The organism is Streptomyces lomondensis, assembly GCF_014651035.1.
GTDB lineage: Bacteria > Actinomycetota > Actinomycetes > Streptomycetales > Streptomycetaceae > Streptomyces > Streptomyces lomondensis.
This window is the reverse complement of the sequence record NZ_BMWC01000001.1, coordinates 429,960-448,773: the sequence shown is the minus strand read 5'-3', so window position 1 is coordinate 448,773 and position 18,814 is coordinate 429,960. Positions and strand designations below refer to the sequence as shown.

General features: G+C 65.6%; 22 protein-coding genes and 1 pseudogene. 7 read left to right on the top strand and 16 right to left on the bottom strand.

Annotated features, from left to right (window positions below; all coding sequences use genetic code 11):
- Positions 1-172 precede the first annotated feature (172 nt).
- The 7 genes from IE255_RS01975 to IE255_RS01945 all read right to left on the bottom strand — a co-directional run bounded on the left by IE255_RS01975 (position 173) and on the right by IE255_RS01945 (position 4,573).
- Positions 173-1,567 carry a tyrosine-type recombinase/integrase gene (locus IE255_RS01975; RefSeq protein ID WP_190048337.1) on the bottom strand — a complete coding sequence of 465 codons (1,395 nt, stop codon included), beginning with the start codon at positions 1,565-1,567 and terminating at the stop codon, positions 173-175.
- Positions 1,567-1,764: a helix-turn-helix transcriptional regulator gene (locus IE255_RS01970; protein ID WP_190048336.1), complete on the bottom strand. Its 198-nt coding sequence runs from the start codon at positions 1,762-1,764 to the stop codon at positions 1,567-1,569. Before IE255_RS01970 ends, IE255_RS01975 begins: the two co-directional genes overlap by 1 nt.
- Positions 1,761-3,128, bottom strand: a complete 1,368-nt coding sequence (repSA, locus tag IE255_RS01965) for a replication initiator protein RepSA (RefSeq protein WP_190049313.1) — start codon at positions 3,126-3,128, stop codon at positions 1,761-1,763. The genes IE255_RS01970 and repSA overlap by 4 nt, the downstream gene beginning before the upstream one ends.
- Positions 3,129-3,256: 128 nt before the next feature.
- Positions 3,257-3,574 (bottom strand): SpdD-like protein, encoded by a 318-nt coding sequence (locus IE255_RS01960; RefSeq protein WP_190048335.1) that lies wholly within the window; start codon positions 3,572-3,574, stop codon positions 3,257-3,259.
- Positions 3,575-3,598: 24 nt separating this feature from the next.
- A complete protein-coding gene (locus tag IE255_RS01955; protein ID WP_190048334.1) occupies positions 3,599-3,754 on the bottom strand; it encodes a hypothetical protein in 156 nt (51 codons plus the stop codon).
- Positions 3,755-3,766: 12 nt separating this feature from the next.
- Positions 3,767-3,958 (bottom strand): mobile element transfer protein, encoded by a 192-nt coding sequence (locus tag IE255_RS01950; RefSeq protein ID WP_190048333.1) that lies wholly within the window; start codon positions 3,956-3,958, stop codon positions 3,767-3,769.
- Between the two features lie 63 nt (positions 3,959-4,021).
- On the bottom strand, positions 4,022-4,573 hold the full coding sequence (locus IE255_RS01945) for a DUF2637 domain-containing protein (protein ID WP_372487636.1): 552 nt from the start codon (positions 4,571-4,573) through the stop codon (positions 4,022-4,024).
- 119 nt (positions 4,574-4,692) lie between these two features.
- On the opposite strand from IE255_RS01945, the gene IE255_RS01940 reads away from it, so the two are divergent.
- Positions 4,693-5,952, top strand: a complete 1,260-nt coding sequence (locus IE255_RS01940; protein WP_229906250.1) for an ATP-binding protein — start codon at positions 4,693-4,695, stop codon at positions 5,950-5,952.
- A 489-nt stretch (positions 5,953-6,441) separates the two neighbouring features.
- On the opposite strand, the gene IE255_RS01935 is transcribed toward IE255_RS01940, so the two are convergent.
- Both IE255_RS01935 and IE255_RS01930 read right to left on the bottom strand, forming a co-directional pair.
- Positions 6,442-7,257, bottom strand: a complete 816-nt coding sequence (locus IE255_RS01935) for a hypothetical protein (RefSeq protein ID WP_190048332.1) — start codon at positions 7,255-7,257, stop codon at positions 6,442-6,444.
- 241 nt (positions 7,258-7,498) lie between these two features.
- A complete protein-coding gene (locus IE255_RS01930; RefSeq protein ID WP_190048331.1) occupies positions 7,499-7,903 on the bottom strand; it encodes a hypothetical protein in 405 nt (134 codons plus the stop codon).
- Positions 7,904-8,437: 534 nt separating this feature from the next.
- Here IE255_RS01930 and IE255_RS01925 point away from each other — a divergent pair.
- Positions 8,438-10,039, top strand: coding sequence for a restriction endonuclease (locus IE255_RS01925; protein ID WP_229906249.1), 1,602 nt, complete (start codon positions 8,438-8,440; stop codon positions 10,037-10,039).
- A gap of 177 nt (positions 10,040-10,216) precedes the next feature.
- Here the strand turns inward: IE255_RS01925 and IE255_RS01920 are convergent, their stop codons facing one another.
- Complete coding sequence (locus IE255_RS01920; RefSeq protein WP_190048330.1) at positions 10,217-10,612, bottom strand: DUF5958 family protein; 396 nt, start codon at positions 10,610-10,612, stop codon at positions 10,217-10,219.
- A 307-nt stretch (positions 10,613-10,919) separates the two neighbouring features.
- On the opposite strand from IE255_RS01920, the gene IE255_RS01915 reads away from it, so the two are divergent.
- Positions 10,920-11,471, top strand: a complete 552-nt coding sequence (locus IE255_RS01915) for a hypothetical protein (RefSeq protein WP_229906248.1) — start codon at positions 10,920-10,922, stop codon at positions 11,469-11,471.
- A gap of 453 nt (positions 11,472-11,924) precedes the next feature.
- Here the strand turns inward: IE255_RS01915 and IE255_RS38990 are convergent.
- Together IE255_RS38990 and IE255_RS01910 are read right to left on the bottom strand one after the other, a co-directional pair.
- Positions 11,925-12,126 (bottom strand): annotated as a pseudogene (locus IE255_RS38990) (tyrosine-type recombinase/integrase); the annotation flags it as partial.
- Positions 12,127-12,249: 123 nt separating this feature from the next.
- Positions 12,250-13,140 (bottom strand): LysR family transcriptional regulator, encoded by an 891-nt coding sequence (locus tag IE255_RS01910; RefSeq protein WP_190048328.1) that lies wholly within the window; start codon positions 13,138-13,140, stop codon positions 12,250-12,252.
- Positions 13,141-13,297: 157 nt separating this feature from the next.
- Between IE255_RS01910 and IE255_RS01905 the strand changes: the two genes are divergently transcribed.
- From IE255_RS01905 to IE255_RS01895, 3 genes are all read left to right on the top strand, one after another.
- Positions 13,298-13,483: a hypothetical protein gene (locus IE255_RS01905; RefSeq protein ID WP_190048327.1), complete on the top strand. Its 186-nt coding sequence runs from the start codon at positions 13,298-13,300 to the stop codon at positions 13,481-13,483.
- The gene (locus IE255_RS01900) at positions 13,480-14,121 is read left to right on the top strand and encodes a hemerythrin domain-containing protein (RefSeq protein ID WP_190048326.1); all 642 of its coding nucleotides are present in this window, start codon (positions 13,480-13,482) and stop codon (positions 14,119-14,121) included. Before IE255_RS01905 ends, IE255_RS01900 begins: the two co-directional genes overlap by 4 nt.
- A 242-nt stretch (positions 14,122-14,363) precedes the next feature.
- On the top strand, positions 14,364-15,593 hold the full coding sequence (locus tag IE255_RS01895; protein WP_190049310.1) for a serine hydrolase domain-containing protein: 1,230 nt from the start codon (positions 14,364-14,366) through the stop codon (positions 15,591-15,593).
- A gap of 295 nt (positions 15,594-15,888) precedes the next feature.
- On the opposite strand, the gene IE255_RS01890 is transcribed toward IE255_RS01895, so the two are convergent.
- The 4 genes from IE255_RS01890 to IE255_RS38985 all read right to left on the bottom strand — a co-directional run bounded on the left by IE255_RS01890 (position 15,889) and on the right by IE255_RS38985 (position 17,927).
- Positions 15,889-16,164, bottom strand: a complete 276-nt coding sequence (locus IE255_RS01890) for a hypothetical protein (RefSeq protein ID WP_190048325.1) — start codon at positions 16,162-16,164, stop codon at positions 15,889-15,891.
- Positions 16,161-16,904: a GntR family transcriptional regulator gene (locus tag IE255_RS01885; RefSeq protein WP_190048324.1), complete on the bottom strand. Its 744-nt coding sequence runs from the start codon at positions 16,902-16,904 to the stop codon at positions 16,161-16,163. Before IE255_RS01885 ends, IE255_RS01890 begins: the two co-directional genes overlap by 4 nt.
- A complete protein-coding gene (locus tag IE255_RS01880; RefSeq protein WP_190048323.1) occupies positions 16,901-17,125 on the bottom strand; it encodes a hypothetical protein in 225 nt (74 codons plus the stop codon). The genes IE255_RS01885 and IE255_RS01880 overlap by 4 nt, the downstream gene beginning before the upstream one ends.
- Positions 17,126-17,648: 523 nt before the next feature.
- On the bottom strand, positions 17,649-17,927 hold the full coding sequence (locus IE255_RS38985; RefSeq protein WP_229906305.1) for a hypothetical protein: 279 nt from the start codon (positions 17,925-17,927) through the stop codon (positions 17,649-17,651).
- 78 nt (positions 17,928-18,005) lie between these two features.
- Here IE255_RS38985 and IE255_RS01875 point away from each other — a divergent pair, with 78 nt between their 5' ends.
- The gene (locus IE255_RS01875; protein ID WP_190048322.1) at positions 18,006-18,764 is read left to right on the top strand and encodes a GntR family transcriptional regulator; all 759 of its coding nucleotides are present in this window, start codon (positions 18,006-18,008) and stop codon (positions 18,762-18,764) included.
- The last annotated feature ends 50 nt before the right edge of the window (positions 18,765-18,814 follow it).

Sequence of the window (18,814 nt, the reverse complement as noted above, 5' to 3'; positions counted from 1 at the left end):
CCGCCCTCCCGTTCGGGAGGGCTTTTTGCTGGTCAGAGTGGGTGACGCTGGACACAGCGAGGCCCCGGACACCTTCTTGATGATCAAGGGAAGGTGCCGGGGCTGTCCGGCTGTCACCGGGTTTTTGCGGGTGGCCGTGTCGAATACGTGTCGAAGTTTTCGGGCCGCGAGGTCAACCGGCGGACGGCGGCTCGGGGAGATCTCCGGCAGCTTCGAGTCGCCGCTTCAGGTCGGGTAGCTGGCCCTCGACGCATCGAGCGTAGGTCGCCAGGAGCACGGCAACGCTGTTCCCGGCCCACTCCGCCACCTGGGCGGGTGGGATTCCGTCGTTGAGCCACTTGGTCAGGCGCGTGTTCCGGTTGTCGTAGACGCGCCGTCCGGTGGGCGACTCGAAGACGTGCGGGGGCAGGACGGCCTTACGGGCGTTGCGCCACGCTCGACGGATGACGGACCCGGCGAGGATGCCTCCCGACTCGCCTTGGAACAACAGGTCACCGGGCTTGAGCTGTTCGTCCTCGATGTGCTGACGCAGGATGCGTGTCAGGGCGGGATGCCCCGGGACGGTGCGGGTCTCGCCCTCTGCGCGGCCCTTGAGGTCCCGCTGCTCGTGGATCTCCCCTGTGTCTGTCCACTGCTTTCCGACCTCGGGGGTCGCCGTGTGGAACAGCAGCTCACACCACTGGTCGACGGCGTCGGGATCGGGCAGCGTGACGTCCTCCACCCGCATGGCAACGGCTTCCTCGGGCCGTGGGCCGCAGTAGTACAGCGTGGAGAAGAAGGCGTGAAGTCGCTCGCCACCGCGCGGCCGGCGCCGGATTTGGTCGAGGATGGCCGCCGCCTGCTCGGGGTTCAGCAAGGACCGCTTGTCCACGGCGTTCGTGGTCTTGGTGGCGGCCGTCGACTCCTTTCCCTTGGGGAGGGGGTTGGCCCGGAGGATGCGCCGGCGGATCGCGTGCTTCATGACGACGTTGAGGATCCGCCGGTTGCGCTTGCGAGACCAGGCCGCCGCTTGCTTGCCGTCGAGGCGGGTGTCGATGGCGCGCAGGACCTGGTCCACCTTTTCCGGGTCCTCCCAGGCCGAGACGGGCAGAGAGTTCCGCTCGACCCATCGGAGGACGGCCACCACGTCTCGGGGCGCGTCGGGGCGCCGGTTCGTGTTGAACGCCCACTCACGCAGAGCGGTGCGCACGGCGGCGGGTGCGAACTGGGTGGGCTTGGCCCGCAGCAGCGCGATGGTGGTCGCGGTCAGGGTCTTGGCGATGTTCTTACGGCTGTTGCCGCCAAGCTGAGACCAGCGGGCATCCACGTACTCGACGGCGAACTTGTACCAGCTCATGGCAGCCGACTTGGAGCGGTGGGACACCGGGAGTCCGGTGGCGATGACGAACGCCTCGCCCTTGCCAGTGGCCCGGATGAGGTCGGAGCGGAAGCCTTCGGCGAGCGCGATGGTGTCGAAGGGCTCACGCCAGCGCTTCCCCGCGACCACCCAGCGCACTGTGTATGTGGTCTTCCGGGCTCCCTTATAGGTGAGGATCTTGTAGACCTTCACGTCGTACGTCGTCTCCATCAGGCGGCGTCCTCGCGGTCGTCGAGCCAGTGGTCGAGGTCGCTCCGCCGGATCCGGAGGTCGCCGTTCGGGAGCTTGATGCAGCGCGGTGCACGGCGCTTGGCTCGCCAGTCGTAGAAGGTCGAGCGCGAGATGGCCAGTTCCTCGCAGACCTCCGTGAGGGTGAGCATGGTGCGTGACCGGATGGCCGTGGTCATTCCGTACTCCCTTCGGCCAGGAGGGCGTCGCGGGCTGTCTCGCGGTTGGTCTGGAGGTCGCGGGCGATGGTCGCGGCAAGGGCGGCTTCGCCCGGTGTGTGGCCGTGGCCGGCGTATTGCCAGTCCGTGAGGACGAGGACGGTGTCCGGCTCGCGGTCGTCGAGTCCGAGGACGGATGCCTCCTGGGCAGCGCGGAAGTCGGCGCGTTCCTGGCGGAGGGCGCCGAGGGTGGTGGAGTAGGTACGCGACTTGGACGAGAAGTGCCCGCGGAAGCCGAGCATGTGGGCCCAAGCCCATAGGCGCCGGTCCGGGTAGAGCGGGTCGAGCTGCTTGCAGGCTTCGATGAGCCGCCGGGTGTGGTCGGGAACCTGGTGTCGGTCGAGTTCGGAGAGTTCGCCGATGCGGCGGTCGAGGGTGCCGGTGTTCTCGGCGGCTTTGGTCGCGTACTTGGCCACGTATGAGGCGACGGCCTGTTCGGTGATGTCAGAGCCGTCACCGAAGGCCCTGACCGGCCGGACGTCGAGTTGCCGACCCCAGCGGAAGGTCCGAGTCGGCTGGTCCTCCGCAGCCGGGACCGAGACCGACGTGTACGAATGCGCGGCGGCGGCGTGTAGCGCGTCCGTGAGGAGGCCGACCGTGGCCCAGGCGGGCGGTGGCGTCCCGAGCCCCTCCGGGCCGTCGAGCCGTACGACGGCATGGAAGTGCAGGGCCCCGCGCTTCTGGAATTCGGCGACCTTGCCGTACGAGACGCGAAGGTGGTCGGCAAGTTCCCGGCGGGGCAGGCCGGCGCGGGCGGCGAGTTCGCGGCGGAGCCGGGTGGTGAAGCGCTGCCAGAGCTGTCCGGCGTGGTTGTTGAACAGTACGGAGCCCGCGTAGTCGTAGGAGTCCGGGTCGAGGGCAGTGCCCAGCTCTGGGGCGTCGGACGCGTGTGGGGTGCCGCAGCGGCAGGTGCCGTGATCGGGACGGTTGTGGACCGGGCCGAACGACGGAGCCGTCAGGGTGGCGAAGACGCGCGGGTGGTCGCGGACCCTGGCGGGGATGTCGCGTCGGTCGTCTCCAGCGAGTCCGGCGCGGATGAGGTGGTAGGTGTCCCCCGCGTACGTCCAGGCGCAGGCCGGGCAGCGGGATGCGCGGCGGTTGCCGCAGGCGAGGCGGAGGCGTCCGCCCGGCTCGTTCGCGGTGGAGTAGCGGTGCAGGGTCTCGCCGGTGGTCTTGTCCTTCTGGAGGACCCAGCCGGTGAGGTGGATGGGGTCGGAGCAGCCGCCAGTGCGGCGGATCTGGTCTTCCCAGCGGGTGTAGTCGGAGGCCGAGGCGACTCGGAGTACGTCGCCGAGAGTGATCGGGTCGAGCAATGTGTCTGGCAGGGGCGCACTCGGTGTCGCGGGTGAGGCGCGGTGGGCCATGCTGGGTGTTCCTTCCGGTTCATCGGATCGGACAGGGACGGCGCCCGGGCGGCGGATGCTTGGCGGTATCGAGGCCGCCCGGGGGCCGGTCAGCGTCGCTTGGCTTCAGAGGCGAGCAGGGAGCGCAGGACGACCGCGCAGACGGCGACCGAGGCTCCGGTGATGGCGACCGCCAGGAGCAGCGAGACCAGGACGGCACCGAGGACCAGGACGACGGCCGTGCCACCGCCGACGAGGGCGAGCGCGGTGCCGGGGGTGAGCTGGACCGTGGGCCGGGACGGCGCCGGAGTCGCAGGGACGGCCGGCGGGGCCCCTACGTTCGGGCTGACGGTGGTCGGCTCGACGACGGCGGGCCGGGTGTTAAGGCCTGTCGGCGTCGGCATGGTGGGGATCTTCGGGCGGAACATCGGTGATCTCCTCTCGCGGGCGAGTTACTTGACGAGGGCGTTGATGGCCGGGGCGAGGACGCTGTCGGCGAGGAGGAATCCGCCGAGCAGGACTACGGCGATGAGCCAGACGGGCGGGCGGATGAGCTTGACGCCGAGGTAGCCGACGACGAGCAGCGCGAGCCAGAGCGGGACCTGCATGGCGATGACCTCCTAGCGGATGCGGCAGCGGTGGGTGCGGGCAGCGAGCTGGGCGGCGGACTGACTGGAGTAGTCGGAGGACCAGCCGCAGCGGTCGGCGGTGCACACGGCGGCGTGCTTGGTCTGGCCGTGGCGGTCGCGGTGGGTGCCGATCTGCACCGGGCCGATGCGCATCACGGAGTGGAAGTGGTCGCGGGCGGGCATGTCAGTGAGTCCCCTTTCGGGCCGTTGGTCAGGTGGGAAAGCCGGAGCGAACACCGGCGACGTTCAGCCGAGTTGGGCGGCGATGGCGTCGGCGAGCTGGGGCGGGACGCCGAGGCGTGAGCGCAAGGTGTCGTGATCGATCGGGGCGCCGGTGCGGGCTCGGTACTCGTCGGCGACCTTGCGGGCGTGGTCGAGCAGGACGGCAGGGACCTGAGGAGTCGGGGCCGGAGCGGGATCCGGAGCCGGAGAAGCGGGGACCGTGGCGAGGCCGGGGGCCATGTCAGGCTCGGGCGTGGCCTCCGTGACCGAACGGCGTCGGGCGTCCGGCACCGGCTCCTCGGCCGAGGGCTCGGCATCCGACGGGTCCGCCGCGACGGGTGCCGGCGGAACCGGCTCCGACTCCGCAGCCGCCGAGTGGGCAAGGAGCGTTCCGCCGAGGAAGGCGACCGCAGGCCACCCGGCGATGCCAAGGCGGAGGAGGGCGGGCGGGTCGTTCAGGTCGAGGAACCCGGCAGTGGCCACGTTGGCGCCGAGTGAGGCGAACAGTGCGACGAGGAACCAGCACCAAGCCAGCCGGGATGGTCCCTCACTGCGCAGGCGCCGCCAGGCGGCCACCAGAAGCAGGTCAACACTGACCGGGTAGGCCCACGCCTGAACCCGTTTAACCACGCGCGGACTCGGCACATTGCCACCACCGGACCTAACGACCTCAAGGCGATCTTTAAGGGGCCCAAATGACTGTCTCTGGTGCAGAAGTTGTCGGCGTTTACCCGGACCGCATCAAGATTTCAGTGAGCGATATCACTGCCCTCTCTGAAGGTGACCCGCTAAAGGTTGGATCTTATTTGCGCGTCTTCGATAGCGCAAGCTGTTCGATTATCGCGATCATCGAAAACTTTTCGATCGAGTTGAAGCCGGCACCATCAGGCGGAACGGGCGCAACCGAGTACCAACGAGTCTATATCCTGGAAGCAGTCCCGCTAGGTTTCATTGACGCCGACGGAAACTTCGAACGAGGTGGGGGGAGTATTGCCATTCCTCCCAAGTCGGTGGCCGTAGCCTCTCGCAGCGAAGTGCAGAAGGTCTACGAAGGTATTCCCAAGGATAAGAGTTTTCTTTTTGCTCGGCTTGCCAGAGAGCGCCACGTCGATGTCCCTGTAGATGGCGATAAATTCTTCAACCGGCATCTCGCTATCGTAGGGTCTACTGGATCAGGTAAGTCCCACGCAATTGCGAGGGTAATTCAGACAGCAATCGGCATGCGAGACAGCCGTCACGGCGAGTATCGCCTGAACAACACTCACATCGTCATCTTTGATATCCATAGCGAGTACCGCACCGCATTTCCAGGAGCCAACCGCCTCAGCGTCGAGGAGCTAACACTTCCCTACTGGATGCTCAACTCGGAAGAACTACAGGATCTCCTTATCGAAAGCAGAGAGGAACAGTCACATAACCAGGTTGCTGTCTTGAAGCGAGCAGTAACCGAAAGCAGGAAGTCTCATTTCACCGGAGACGAGGGTCTGCGCTCACGAATCCACTATGACTCGCCGATTTACTTCGACATCGAAGATGTCCTGACTGCGGCTCGGGATAAGAACGAAGAAATGGTCGAAGGATCCCGAGGAAAGAGGCAGGGATCTCTGCACGGCAAGTTGGATAACTTCATCACACGTCTAGAGAACCGATGTCACGATCGGCGCCTTGACTTTCTAATGGGAGAAAGGACGAAGAACACGACACTAGAGGAGACTTTGCGGCAATTCACGGGCTACACGAAGGAGGCATCGTCGAACGTAACAGTTATCGATCTCAGCGGTGTCCCCTTCGAAGTTCTGAGCATCACCGTCTCCCTGATCTCTAGGCTGCTCTTTGACTATGCCTACTATTACAAGCTATTACAAGAAAACGCATCCCGAGATGCGCACAGAAACACCGCTTTTGGTGGTGTACGAAGAGGCGCACAAATACGTTCCGAAGGGCGGACCAGCTAAATACAACGCCGCGCGAACCGCGATCGAACGTATCGCCAAGGAAGGTCGGAAATACGGAATCACGGCAGCGATCGTGAGCCAGAGGCCGTCAGAGATCTCTGAGACCATTTTCTCGCAGTGCAGCAACTTTCTCGCTATGCGCCTAACAAATCCTGAGGATCAGAATTACGTCAAGCGACTCATTCCGGATTCGCTTGGTCCACTTACGGAGTCCCTCCCGATGCTTTCCTCAGGAGAAGCACTGCTTCTTGGGGATGCAGCAGTCATGCCATCTCTGGTCCTCCTAGATGAAGCTTCTCCTGTACCTTCGTCCACCGACGTTCAGTATCTACAGGAGTGGGTCAGGCCATGGCACGACGTTCATTTTGAACCCATCGTTGAAGACTGGGAGCGGTAGTCGGAACGCCGATCCTGGGCAGCTGCCATATACCACCTCCGCGCCCGACAGGGCTTACGCTGCAGTTCCAGGCCTGCAGCGCTCACTCTGGCTTAGCTCCCTTGTTGGCGCTCAAGTTTGTAGTCATAACTGCGACTCAACTTCTGAAGCCATTTGGATTTACGAAATATCCAACTATCACAATCGAGTTCCACGATTACGTCACCCGCAGCGCTTGGTCCTGCAGCGGTCAGCCAAATTACGCCAAGGCAATCGTAAACGGACGCAAGCTGATTATTTATTGCAGTCAAATCTTTCGCCGTTTCAAAGCCGCTGAAGGATCCCCTTCGGGCCCGTGCTGCGCGCTCGTCTATCTGCTCCTTGGACGGATGAACGACTCCAGAAAGGGAGGACCACCTTCCCTTGACATCGTTACGGAAGGCTTGCACGTCCTGGGATGGCAACAAAGGCTGAATGTCGAAGACAGGTTGAATACTAGATCGTGGAACGCTTGCCTTAAGGTATTCAACCCGATGGTCCCTTGTCGCGCTAAGGCTGGGTAGTTGCTGATCGACATACAAGTACTTCACGGCTTGCTCAAGCAAGTACCTGCATTCTCGTCGCGCTACATTGTGTACACCCTGCTCAACAAGCGCTTTAATCGCAACAAGACATTCAAGCGAATCGTCCGTTCCAGCGTACATAAGGTACGTATCCGTCGCATTGGGCATCCGGCTCATGGCCACATGCGACATATGAAGAAGATCAATCGCACCTTGCGTCAGACGTACCAGGCGTTGCAATTGCCCAACATACTCTGGGGATCGGCGATGCTCTTCATGCTCTTGTTTCCTCCTTTTGCGTTCCGCCTGCTTATTTTCCCACCATTCCGCCAGGGCGTTTAGATTGAGGTGCTCATCCAGGGGCATGGTTTTGTCTCCTTGGTTTGACTCGAATGCGATAGGTAACGTCGGTCACACGTCACTTCGTTCGCGGGTACGGCGGAGACGCGCACGTCTGACTCTGGCGGGGAGAGCGAAGATCGCTGATAACCCGCCAACGCCGCTGGGCGTTTGCAGCACATGGACGCAGCACGGCCTGCCGGCTGAGCTCTCGATCAGCGCTGGCATCCCGACTTTGAGGCACGCTGGCCCCAACGCTACTTTCGGGTCAGGCGGTTGACTTCCTGCGGATCACAACGCGACGCCTTCCCGACTCTGCCGCGGCAGGTGTGAGGCGGTTTACGAGTTGCTCCACCATCTTGAAGTCAGCGTCTTCGAGGGCATCGACCTGAGGCATGATTCGTTTCACGCGACTGGACACCTTCTCTGGTGCGACACCAAGCCACTCCTCGGCGATCATCGCCCGCACCTGTTCGCGAGTCGTGCCGAACAGTTTGGCGATTCCGGCGATCTCCTCGTCGTACACAGGAGGTTGAACGCTTTCATCGAAACGGGTGATGCGGCTCCACCACGAAGCCTTGCGCACATGATCGCAACCCGCCTCCATCTCGGCGAGTGTCATGTAGGAGGCCAGGGTGCGCGCCCTCTCAGTGAAGGCGTAACGGTTGGTCATGCCGTGGAGCATACTTCAGAAAACACAGTCTGTGCTTGCAGAAATACGAAGCCACTCAATCGAGGACAACACCCACGGTGTCCATAGGGCCGACTGTCGCCTTCGGCCACCAGCGCCGCACCACAGGTGCACCAGATCGACCGGGGAGCAGCGGGGATTACGGTGCAAGCAGCTGAGGACGACGAAACGACGGTCCATCCGTTCGCCCAGGTCAGTGGCGCAGTAGGCCCCAGAGAGCCGCAGCAAGCTGATGGCTCAGGCAGTGGGCTCACGGGCCGGGTGTCCTAGCTTCCTCTGGTCGAGACACCTCAAAGGCGTGGCTGAGGGCAGTAGGGGTGCAGCGAGGCACACGCGCGCCTGATCGGTCGGCAAACCCGCCATCGTGGCTGGCTGTCGTGGGTTGAGGTGCAGACGACTGGAGCCAACGATGCACCGTGCGGTCCGGCTGAGGTGACGTCCCTGCTGGGCGTGATTCTGCGATGTGGAAGGGGAATGCAGCCCTATGGCGGAGTAAGGCCAGGGAGGGGCAAACAGGTGGCGCAACGGGGCAGTGGCCGAGGCAACGGCTATCAGCGGCAGCAGCAAGCCTTACGGCGTGCCCAGGAGCAACGGGCACGACAAGCGGAGCGGGAACGCAAGGCTGCTGAGACGGCCAGCAAGCGGCAGGAGCGCGAGCGGAAGGCCGCGTATCAGGAGCAGCAGGCCGAGCAGGCGCGGGTTCGCACAATTGGGGTCGAGCACGAGGTCGAGCAACTCGGGCAGTTGCTCCGTGACGCGTTGGTTGGCGATCCGCCGACGACCTTCGAGCGCCGGCGGAGGACTCACACGCCGAGAGCGTTAGACGAGCGTCCTTGGTCTCGTCCGGAGCCTTCCCCGCGCTGGGAAGAGTTCGCACCACCGGAACCCGGCGCTCTGGCTGCTGTCCTGGGTCTTGGCAGGAAGCGCTATGAAGCTGAGGTTGCTGAGGCGCGTGTGCGGTTCGGCGAGGCACAGGATCGCCACAGGCGGGCCGAAGAGAAGCGGCTGGCAACGCTGGAGCGGAAGCGTTCCGAGCACCGTCAGTCTGAAGCGCAAGCCCTTGACGAGGTGGCGACCTTCAACGCGAAGTTGGATGAGGAGCGCGAGGCGTACAGGGCCGGGGAGCCCGCGGCAGTCGAGGCTCATCTAGGGGCTGTTCTGGATGCGTCGGTGTATCCAGTGGGCTTCCCGCACGAGCATCGAATTGCCTTTCGCCCTGCCACCGGTGACGTACTCGTTGAGATCCATCTGCCTCCTGAGGCGATCGTTCCGACCGCGCGGGGCTACCGGTACGTGAAGAACCGAGACGAGATGACCGTGCTGCCTCGTCCGGAGAAGGAGCGCAAGGAGATCTACGCCTCCGTCCTGGCACAAGTCGCTCTGAGGACAGTCCACGAGGTCCTGACGAGCGATCCGGACCGGATCGTCAATGGCGTGATCCTGAACGGCCATGTGAGAACCGTCGACCGGGCCACCGGTCAGGAGGTCTCACCTTGTCTAGTGACGCTCAGCGCCAGCAGGGAGCAGTTCGGAAAGCTCCGTCTCAGCCAGGTTGATCCAGCGCAGTGCCTCAGGGGACTCAACGCTCTGGTATCGCCCAACCCCTACGATCTCGAACCGATCCGCCCCATCGTCGAGTTCGACCTATCGAAGTACCGGCTCATGGACAGCATGGATGTAGTCGCCGGCCTGGACAGCAGGCCCGTGCTGGTGAAGCTGACGCCCACCGAGTTCGAGCACCTGATTCGCCAACTGTTTGAGGCGATCGGCATGGAGGCCTGGAACACCCAGGCGTCCAAAGACGAGGGCGTTGACGCGGTGGCCGTCAGCAAGGACCCCGTCTTCAACGGTGAGTGCATCATTCAGGCGAAGCGCTACAGCAAGCTCGTAGGTGTTGAGTCCGTCCAGGCGCTCGCCGGAGTGGTCGAGCACAAGCGTGCCGCCAAGGGGGTCCTGATCACCACATCCTGGTTCGGCAGGGCCAGCCACGACTTTGCCCGCCAACATGGCCGGCTCCAGCTCATCGAAGGGCCGGAACTCAAGTACCTGATCAAGGAACACTTTGGCAAGGACGTGATCCCGGGCCCAGTCCCCCCGAAGAGGCGCCCCTCGCGCTGAGGTCGGCGGCCCGCCCAGTCAGACCGAGGAGCTGGGCCGTCCCTCGGCCGTCCGAGGCCGCTCGACAGTGGTCAATGACGACCAACGACGACCACCAGGATCACGATCCCACCGCCCCCGACCAGCAAAAATCCAGCTCACTAAGATCCCCGACAACACCCAGGGCAAGAAGACACCTCAGGTTGCGTCCCGTGGCGGGGCTGGCAGGTTGTGCCAGGCGTGACTACATCCCCCGGCGCAGTACAACGTCCGCCTCCGGGTGTCCGCGATGCCGAAGAGGGCGATGAGTAGGCGGAAGGACTTACTAAGTTCGTAGGCCGGAAGGTCCTCCATGCCAAAGCGCCACTTCGTAAGCATCACCGCTGGCGTGTGAGTGGGGCGGATGCCGGAACGCGCGATGCTCTCCGGCACGTCCTCCTCGCGGGCGCGGGCCTGCCCGCAGAACAGCACCAGTGTGTGCAGGACCTTGCGTTGGTCGTCCTCCGGGAGGCCCTCGAACCACTCGACGCCCTCAGCCGTCGGTCTGAGCTCCTGTGTGAGTTCGTTCAGGATTACGTCGTGTGCGTACAGCACAGGCTTCCACCCCCATGGTCCAGATCGACGGTACGCCCACGACAGCCCGTGAGCAGCACGGTTTCACGACCAGGGCCTGCCCGCATCTTCTAAGTGCCCGCCACGCTGAGCTAGCTTGGGCACGCCTGACCGTGGCCTGGCATCGCGTCTGGCTGTGGGCCGAGGTTGGCCTGTGTTAACCGACAGCGGCAGCCGACGCGACGCGGGATGCCCGAGCCCAGGTCAAGGCGTGAGTTTGCTTGAAGCCCTTCATCTGTGAAAGGCAGGGATTGTGGGCGGTGGTTGGGCGGGGTTACTGGTTGCCGTCGTGGGCGTAGCGGGCACGCTAGGAGCGGCACTGCTGACGCAGAACCGCGCAGACCGTACAAAACGCCTGGAATTGCAGGTTGCTGCGGAGCAGCGACGAGAAGAACGCCAGCACGCCGAAGCGCTGCTGCAGGCGGAGCAGGCTCAAGCACGCCAGCGCGAGAGCCTTGAGTTGAGGCGCAAGTGTTACATCGACCTGAACACCGCTTCCCGTCAATTTCTGACGGCGATGACCAACTACCTGCATGCACTGCGGCACAACGTTGACGTTGACGCATCGCTGGCACAACTGGAGACCAGCCGATCGGCCTATCGGGACAGCTATGCGGAAGCCCAGATGATTGCCCCGCGCCCGGTGCTACATGCATCCAGCGTTGCCAAGACCCGGTTGAACACCGCATACGGAAAGATCAAGCAGCTCGGGCCATCCCTGTCCGGATGTGCGGCCGAGCTGCAGGCTTTAGAAGACGAACTGCATCAAGAGGTCTGGCCATACGTGGGGGAGCAGAAAGTGGCCATGCGAGCCGACTTGGGCATCGAAGCCGCCGAATAGCGCAATGTTGATCGAGCGATCCCAGCCCAAGGTCACCTACTTGCCTACCCTCCAAGCAGCCGAGTACGACCAGGCGGAGGGATTGCAGTGAAGTACAGCAACCACCGCAACCGCAGGCGACCGCCAAGGCCCGTCAGCGACCGACTGACCAGTCCTCCGGTCCGCAATGACCACCCAGCCGAAAGTTCGGGACGGGGAGGTCGTGCCAGGACCGTGCCAGATTGTGTGGGGAACCACGGGGAATGGCGGGGAGCAAGTCGCTGGCCAGTCGGGCCCCGTAACGGTCAGCCGCAGGTCAGTGCAGGCATCGCCCCCAGAGAACCCGAGCTTCCCAAGCTCAGAGCGCGGGTTCGATTCCCGTCTCCGCTCTTCAAAGAAGGCCCAGGTCAGCGACCTGGGCCTTCGTCGCTGTCTAGACCGATTCAGGCGCCCCGCACCACTTGGCTCCTGCGCGGGCTGCTCAGCGGCCTTTTCGCGGGCGACGCGCACCATCTCGTCCAGCCCGTCGGCGACCTCCCGCCTTCTCTGAGGACTGGCCGATCCCCACCATCGTGTCCTTCAGCGTCGCTCCGGCCCGCGTCGACAGGGTGTGCCCTTTATGGCGAAGGTCGTAGAACCTGAACGACTTCGGCAGGCCGACCCTCAGCCGGGGTCGTAAGACGCACGTCGAAGCGCTCGGGACGAGGCGGCACGACGACGGCGAGTCGGCCCCGGCGTCACGCGCCCGCGACCCTGCGCGCTGGCGGAATTCGGACCTCGCTCCTCTGTACCCGGCCATTCACAGACGAGACGTACCGAGGCTGCGCACCACCTCCGCGAGGGCGCGAATGAGGTCGTTTTCGGTCTCGCTGCGCCACACCAGGGCGTACGGCAGGGCCGGCATGTCGGGGAGCGGCAGCCACCGGATGTGGGACAAGGCCCAGTACTTGGTGACGTGGGCAGGGAACGTGTGGACGATCTCGCCGGTGCCGACGAGATTGATCAGGGCGTCGGGGGTGGTGACGGTGTCGACGCGTTCGATGGATCTGCCTTGGGGGGTCTGGAAGGGCAGGTACGCGTCCTCCCAGTAGTCCAGCATCTGGGGGGCTGTGGCATGCGGGAAGTCGGCGACCGCCTCCAGCGATACGGAGGATCGTTCCGCCAACTCGTGGTCGCTGGAGACGGCGAGCACGCGCGGGTCGCGGAACAGGATCGGGCCCACGGTGAGGTCGGGTTCCTCCACGGGCAGCCAGGCGACCAGGACGTCCATCTCCCCGGCGCGGAGCCGGCCGAACGGATCGACGTAGGAGGCTTGGCGCACCTGAAGCTGCCATTGGGGGTGGCGAGCCCGGAAGACTCGCCAATGGGGGTGCAGATCAGGCAGGTTGAAGGGCATCATGCCGATGCGCAGCGTGGCGGTGACGCCCTGAGCTGCGAGCCGGGCCCGTTCCAAGCTCGCCAGCAGATTCGCGTACACCGGCTGCAGATCGTCTCGCAGGAGTTGGCCCAGCGGTGTCAATCGGATGTCGCGACGGCTGGAGCGGTCGAACAGCTCGCCGCCGAGGCGGCGTTCCTGCTGCTTGATCGCCTGACTCACACGCGCCTGACTCACGTGCAGCCGCGCGGCGGTACGCCCGAAGTGCAGCTCCTCTGTGAGCGTCAGAAAGATCTCGATGTCCCGTACTTCCACGATGCCCCCGCCCCGCGTCCTCACGTTCCCCGACATAACCCTCCGGTTATCGGGGCCATTCCAGATCCGGCGTTGATCACGTCCACCGCCCCGAGGGAGCCTTGAAGCCACCGGAGAGCGACACGTCGAACGGCGCCTGCTCACAGGAGATTTCACCATGCAGACACGTATGAAGGACCTGGCTGTCGTGCTCCCGGCCGGCAAGGCGCCCTTCTTCACCGACGCCGAGCGGGCGGCGATGCGTCTGGCGGAAGCGGTCACCCGCCCCGCGGGCACCACCTGGGGGCTGAGCTGGCCGGCGGGACACGGGCGCGGTCACGAGCAAGGAACGAGGACACGATGAACGACCAGCTCGACATGACCGTGATGTACGCGATGCACCACGCGCTTCGGCGCGACCTCCAGCACGTCGCCCGCATCACCTCGCGCGCCGATCGCCACCCGGGCGAGGCCCTGCGCGCCGCCGCGGGCTGGGACCTTCTCAAGGTGGCTCTGCACGTCCACCACCGCGCCGAGGACGACGCCCTGTGGCCGGCCCTGCGCGGCAACCTCACCGGGAGGCCCGACGACCTCGCCCTCCTGGAGGCGATGGAGGCCGAGCACGCGGCCCTCGATCCGCTGGTCGAAGCGCTCGACAAGGCCCTGGCGGACCCGGGAACGACGCCTAACCTGGTCGGCGACCTCGCGGACTCCCTCGTCACGGGCCTGACCGGGCACCTCGCCCACGAGGAGGAAGCCGCGCTTCCGCTCGTCCAAGAGGTCGTCACGCCGGTGCAGTGGGCCCACTTCGGCCAGGTCCACGCCCAGCGGATCGGCCCCGACGCGCCCCGGCTCCTGCCCTGGCTCCTGGACGACGCCGACGAGAGGACGATCACGAAGATGCTGGCCCCCCTGCCCGGGCCGGCACGCCATGCCTACGAGCACCGGTGGCGGCCGGCCTACACGGCGCTCGACCCGTGGGCCGGAACCCCTGTGGCCTGACCCGGCCCTGTGGAACATCAGCACCGCCCAGGCGGCGGACGCGAACTCGGCGGGTTCTGTCCCTTCCAGCGCTGACTCGCGGATGTTCTCCCGCTTGGTCTCCCTTTGTCTCCGCCATCGCGGCGAAGAACGCGGGCAGCAGCTTCCCGGGGCCGGTGGGGTCGTAGATGCCGGGCAAGGGACGGCGGCGCCACGCCGGGGCGGGTCTTGAAGATCGAACACTGTACGCAAGGAGATTCATCATGAGACAAGGCAACAGCGGCTTCTCCGAAGCAGGGCTGCGCAGGATGCGCGACGTGCTGGCGCGGTATGTCGAGTCCGGGAAGATTCCGGGGCTGGTCGCGCTGGTCAGCCGGGGCGAGGATACGCACGCCGAAGCGCTCGGGACGATGCGCCACGACGGCGGCCCGCCGATGCGCCGGGACACGATCTTCCGGATGGCCTCGACGTCCAAGCCGGTCGGGATGTCGGCGGCGATGATCCTTCTCGACGAGTGCAGGCTGCGGCTGGACGACCTGGTGGATCCGTGGCTGCCCGAACTCGCCGACCGTCAGGTGCTGAAGCGGATCGACGGCCCGCTGGACGACACCGTGCCAGCGCGGCGGCCCATCACCGTACGGGACGTGCTGACCTCCACGTTCGGGCTCGGCATGGATATGACGTCGCTGGGAACTCCGATCATGAACGCGGTCTTCGAGCAGGGGCTCACGCCCAATCTGCCGACGCCGATGCCCGAGCCGGACGAGTGGATGCGCCGCCTCGGCGCGCTGCCGCTGATGCACCAGCCCGGAGAGCGCTGGCAGTACCACATCGCCAGCGATCTCCTCGGCGTGCTCGTCGCCAGGGTCACCGGCCAGTCGTACGAGACGTTCCTGCGCGAACGCATCTTCGACCCCCTGGGCATGAAGGACACCGGTTTCCACGTGCCCGCCGACAAGATCGACCGGCTGCCGCCCCTCTACGCCCCCGACCCGCAGAGCGGAGAGTTCCACGTGTGGGACGAGGCGGAGGGGGGCCGCCACAGCGCGCCTCCGGCGTTCCAGGGCGGGGGCGGCGGACTGAACTCCACGGCCGACGACTACCACGCCTATTTCCGGATGCTGCTCAACGGCGGGATGCACGGGAGCGAACGGATTCTGTCCCGGGCCGCCGTCGAGCTGATGACCACCAACCGCCTCGCGCCCGAGCAGCAAGCCGCCCGACACGCCATGGCCGTCAACAATGTCCATGTGTCGTTCGGCCAAGGGCAGCATGGCGGATGGGGCTTCGGAATGGCGGTGCGCACCTACCGCGGCGACTACGCGCCCATCGGCCAGTTCGGTTGGGACGGCGGAAGCGGCACCTCGACCTACGCCGACCCGGAAACCCAGATCACCGGAATCCTGCTCACCCAGGTCGGGACGTCCGTCCCGGACCCGGCGCGGCTCTTCCACGATTTCTGGACCACGGTCTACCAGGCGATCGACGACTGACACGGAGCCGGCGTCCCAGTCCCGGTAGGCCCGAGGGTGAGAGGTCCCCTCGGGCGTGGACTACCTGCGGACTGGGCCAGGTCGACCGAACGTCTGCAGGTCCTCAGCCAGCGGCGTTGCCCGGGAGTCAAGGGGCCTCCGGAGCCGTGTGTCACCGATTCTGGTCCGCATGACGCAATGGGGAGGTAAACCCGGGTGGATGACCGGACTTCTCTCCCCATTGACGTGTACGGAAGGTTGTTTCGGCAGGCGCGGTTTGCGGCAGCTGCCTAGGAGCGGCGAGGTGCGCTCCCCGCTAGGGGTGACCGCGGCTGGTCGCGACGCGGAGCACGTCCCGCAAAGCCCCCGTCAGTTCCTTCGCCAACCGTCGCAGGTCTTCCGGGCCCGCCTCCTGGTCGACGAGGGTGTCTGAGGCCTCCTCCAGCAGCTCGACTGCCGTACCCAGTTGTGCCGCTTCGATGTTGTCCGCCAGGCGGGACATGTAGCCGCCGCTAGCGTCGGTGCTCAGGTAGCAGGGCTTGCCCTCCGGTCCCGACCACGGGAGGAGCCGTAGTTCGTTCGGTGCCGTCATCCTTGCTTCTGCCTCTCGTCGGTCACGTGGTGGGTGGTGAAGACGGCGTCCACACGGTCCCCCGGGAACACCAGAAGCGCGGCCTCGACGATTCGCCCGGTCGTGTCGGTCGCGATGCGTGTGACGGCGACGACTGCCACGGCGGAGCCGATCCGTAGGGCCGATGCTTCGTCCGGCGACGGTGGGCGGGCAGATACCGTTTCGCGGACAACCGCCGGCGGCGAGCTCAGAACGGCAAAGCGCGTGGCCGACTCCCGCCACGAGGATTTGTCGTCCAGCACTGCGGCCGGCGCCAGGTCGCGCGGGATGTAGATGCGGGCCAAGCCGTGCGGTGACTCTCCCTCGTGGCTAATGCAGAAGAACTCGGCGAGAGGACTGCCCGTCGGCACTGCCAGCAGGGTCGTCAGGTGCCCCTTTGCCGGAACCGTGTTGGTGCGAACTGTGACGCTCAGGGCCGTTTCAGCGGCGGTCCACGGGTCCAGCGTCCCCCATCCTCCGACGTAGAGGAGCTTGCGGGGTGGGCGACGAGCGAAGTTCCCTCTGCCGTGGATCTTCTCGACGAGGCCTTCTCCTTGGAGCACGGCGAGGGCTCTCCGCAGTGTCACCGTGCTGACCTTGTACCGGTCGGCCAGGCCTGCCTCAGATGGAAGGCGCTCGCCGGGCTTGATGCGGCCGGTCGTGATCTGGTGCCGCAGATCCTCGGCGATTTCATGATGGCGTGAAGGCACGGACCCGATCACCGCCTTCTCTGCAAACGAACGGCGGCGAGCCGGGTTCGCGCGTGTATGGTCAGCAGCTCGCCCGACTCGAAGAGGAGTTGCTTGCCGCCTTGGGGGAGCTGGAAGAGGTCGCTCACCTGGCAGGCTGTCCCACCGAGTTGGATGACGTCGCCGCGCTGCACGGTGGTCGCGGTGACCTCGACGTTAGATGCCAGCGCGCCGCTGGGTGCCCAGCTGCTCACCGCTCCGTCTCCCCCAGCGTGAAGTGGTGGGACGCCGAGTGGCATGGGCAGGCGCATGTCTCGACAACCACTGGCAGGTCGATCGGTGCGGAGGCCGGGGAGGACTCCGTGCAAGCAAGATGCGTGCCGATGCGGCAGGCAGTCGACCGGTAGGGAACGACCGAAGCCTCGGTGATGCGGGGCTGTTGGCGAGGAGTCATTAGCTGACTCCCGCGAGGGACGACCAGGCTTCAGCGGGCAGGTGCGAAGCGACGACCACCTCGCGCGGCCGTACTCGCCTCTCCCAAGCCAGCATGTACGGGCGGACAAGCGCGTTGTCCTCCCCCGCGAGAGGGTGACGGTGGCTCGCGGTGTCCGGAGACCGGTCCAGGACGACCGTCGACGCGTCAGCGGACGCAGGGAGCACGGGGGCCGCCAGCGGCCGGGACGGCCATAAGGGACGGCGGTGCCTGCCCTTGGGGAAGTACCGCGCTCTGGTGAGCGAGGCGGCACGGCGGATACGGTTGAGCACGCTGCTCAGCTCCTATCGCTGATGGCTCGGTCCCCCGACATCGCCCGTCGTGGGGACCGCTTTGTTTACAACCGCCCAGAGAGTGCGGTCGTTCAAGCTGGTGGCGAGGAGCCCGAACCGATCGGCCTCGGCCACCACTTCCAGGACCTCCCGCCATAAGTCGTCTGAGAGCGACTCCGGCACCTCCGCTTGGACCGACGCGTACCGGTCGTGCTCCTCCACGCGTGCGGGAAGCCCGATGTCGGACAGTCGGGCAGCGATGGCTACCGCGCGAACTCCCGAAGCGGGCACAGGGCAGCCTCCGTCACCGGCGATCACTTTCAGTGAAGCTAGTTAACTAGATTAGAGCTAGTGGACTAGATTTTCCATATGTCTGAGCAGCCGCCCTACCTCCGCATCGCCGACGAACTTCGGCGACGGATCGCGGAGCACGTATGGGAGCCCGGGGATCGCCTGCCGTCCCGCGCCCAGATCGGCCAGGAGTGCGGAGTTGGCGAGAACGTCGTCCGCCGGGCTCAGGAGCTGCTGATTTCCCAGGGTGTGCTTGAGGGGCGCGCCGGGTCGGGCACGTACGTCGCCGAACCCCGGCAGCGGGTGCGGGTCGTCCGGTCATCAGCCCGGGAGCAGCCCAGCGGATCGCCCTTCCGGGCAGACATGAAGGCCGTGGGCAGGCAAGGGGATTGGGAGAGCCGGACCGAGGCCAAGGTGCCAGCTCCGGCTGACATCGCGGCGCGGCTCGGTATTGCCGAGGGGGACCTGTGCGTCCGGACCGCGTATGAGTTCCTGGCCGATGGCAGGCCGGTGCAGCTGTCCACGAGTTGGGAGCCGTACGACCTCACCGCCGGCACGCTCGTCGTCCTTCCCGAGGGAGGGCCACACGCCGGTGCAGGAGTCGTGAACCGCATGGCCGCGATCGGCGTCACCGTCAGCCACGCCGTGGAGCAGCCGGAGCCGAGGCAGGCGACTGCCGAGGAGGCGTCACTTCTCGGTATCCAGAAGGCCGCACTCGTGACGCACATCCGGCGGACGTACTACAGCGACGACGGGCGGCCCGTGGAAACGGCGGACATCGTGGTGCCCGCCGCTCATTGCGAGATCGTCTACGAGATCCCGATCAACCGTCACTAGACCGGCCCCTGCCCCGTGTCGAACCGCTGCCCGTGTCGAATGCGTGCCGA

Coding starts and splice junctions, on each gene's coding strand:
- IE255_RS01975 (WP_190048337.1), bottom strand. CDS start 1,567: ATGGAGACGACGTACGACGTGAAGGTCTACAAGATCCTCACCTATAAG.
- IE255_RS01970 (WP_190048336.1), bottom strand. CDS start 1,764: ATGACCACGGCCATCCGGTCACGCACCATGCTCACCCTCACGGAGGTC.
- IE255_RS01960 (WP_190048335.1), bottom strand. CDS start 3,574: ATGTTCCGCCCGAAGATCCCCACCATGCCGACGCCGACAGGCCTTAAC.
- IE255_RS01955 (WP_190048334.1), bottom strand. CDS start 3,754: ATGCAGGTCCCGCTCTGGCTCGCGCTGCTCGTCGTCGGCTACCTCGGC.
- IE255_RS01950 (WP_190048333.1), bottom strand. CDS start 3,958: ATGCCCGCCCGCGACCACTTCCACTCCGTGATGCGCATCGGCCCGGTG.
- IE255_RS01940 (WP_229906250.1), top strand. CDS start 4,693: ATGACTGTCTCTGGTGCAGAAGTTGTCGGCGTTTACCCGGACCGCATC.
- IE255_RS01935 (WP_190048332.1), bottom strand. CDS start 7,257: ATGCCCCTGGATGAGCACCTCAATCTAAACGCCCTGGCGGAATGGTGG.
- IE255_RS01930 (WP_190048331.1), bottom strand. CDS start 7,903: ATGACCAACCGTTACGCCTTCACTGAGAGGGCGCGCACCCTGGCCTCC.
- IE255_RS01905 (WP_190048327.1), top strand. CDS start 13,298: ATGCAGACACGTATGAAGGACCTGGCTGTCGTGCTCCCGGCCGGCAAG.
- IE255_RS01900 (WP_190048326.1), top strand. CDS start 13,480: ATGAACGACCAGCTCGACATGACCGTGATGTACGCGATGCACCACGCG.
- IE255_RS01895 (WP_190049310.1), top strand. CDS start 14,364: ATGAGACAAGGCAACAGCGGCTTCTCCGAAGCAGGGCTGCGCAGGATG.
- IE255_RS01890 (WP_190048325.1), bottom strand. CDS start 16,164: ATGACGGCACCGAACGAACTACGGCTCCTCCCGTGGTCGGGACCGGAG.
- IE255_RS01875 (WP_190048322.1), top strand. CDS start 18,006: ATGTCTGAGCAGCCGCCCTACCTCCGCATCGCCGACGAACTTCGGCGA.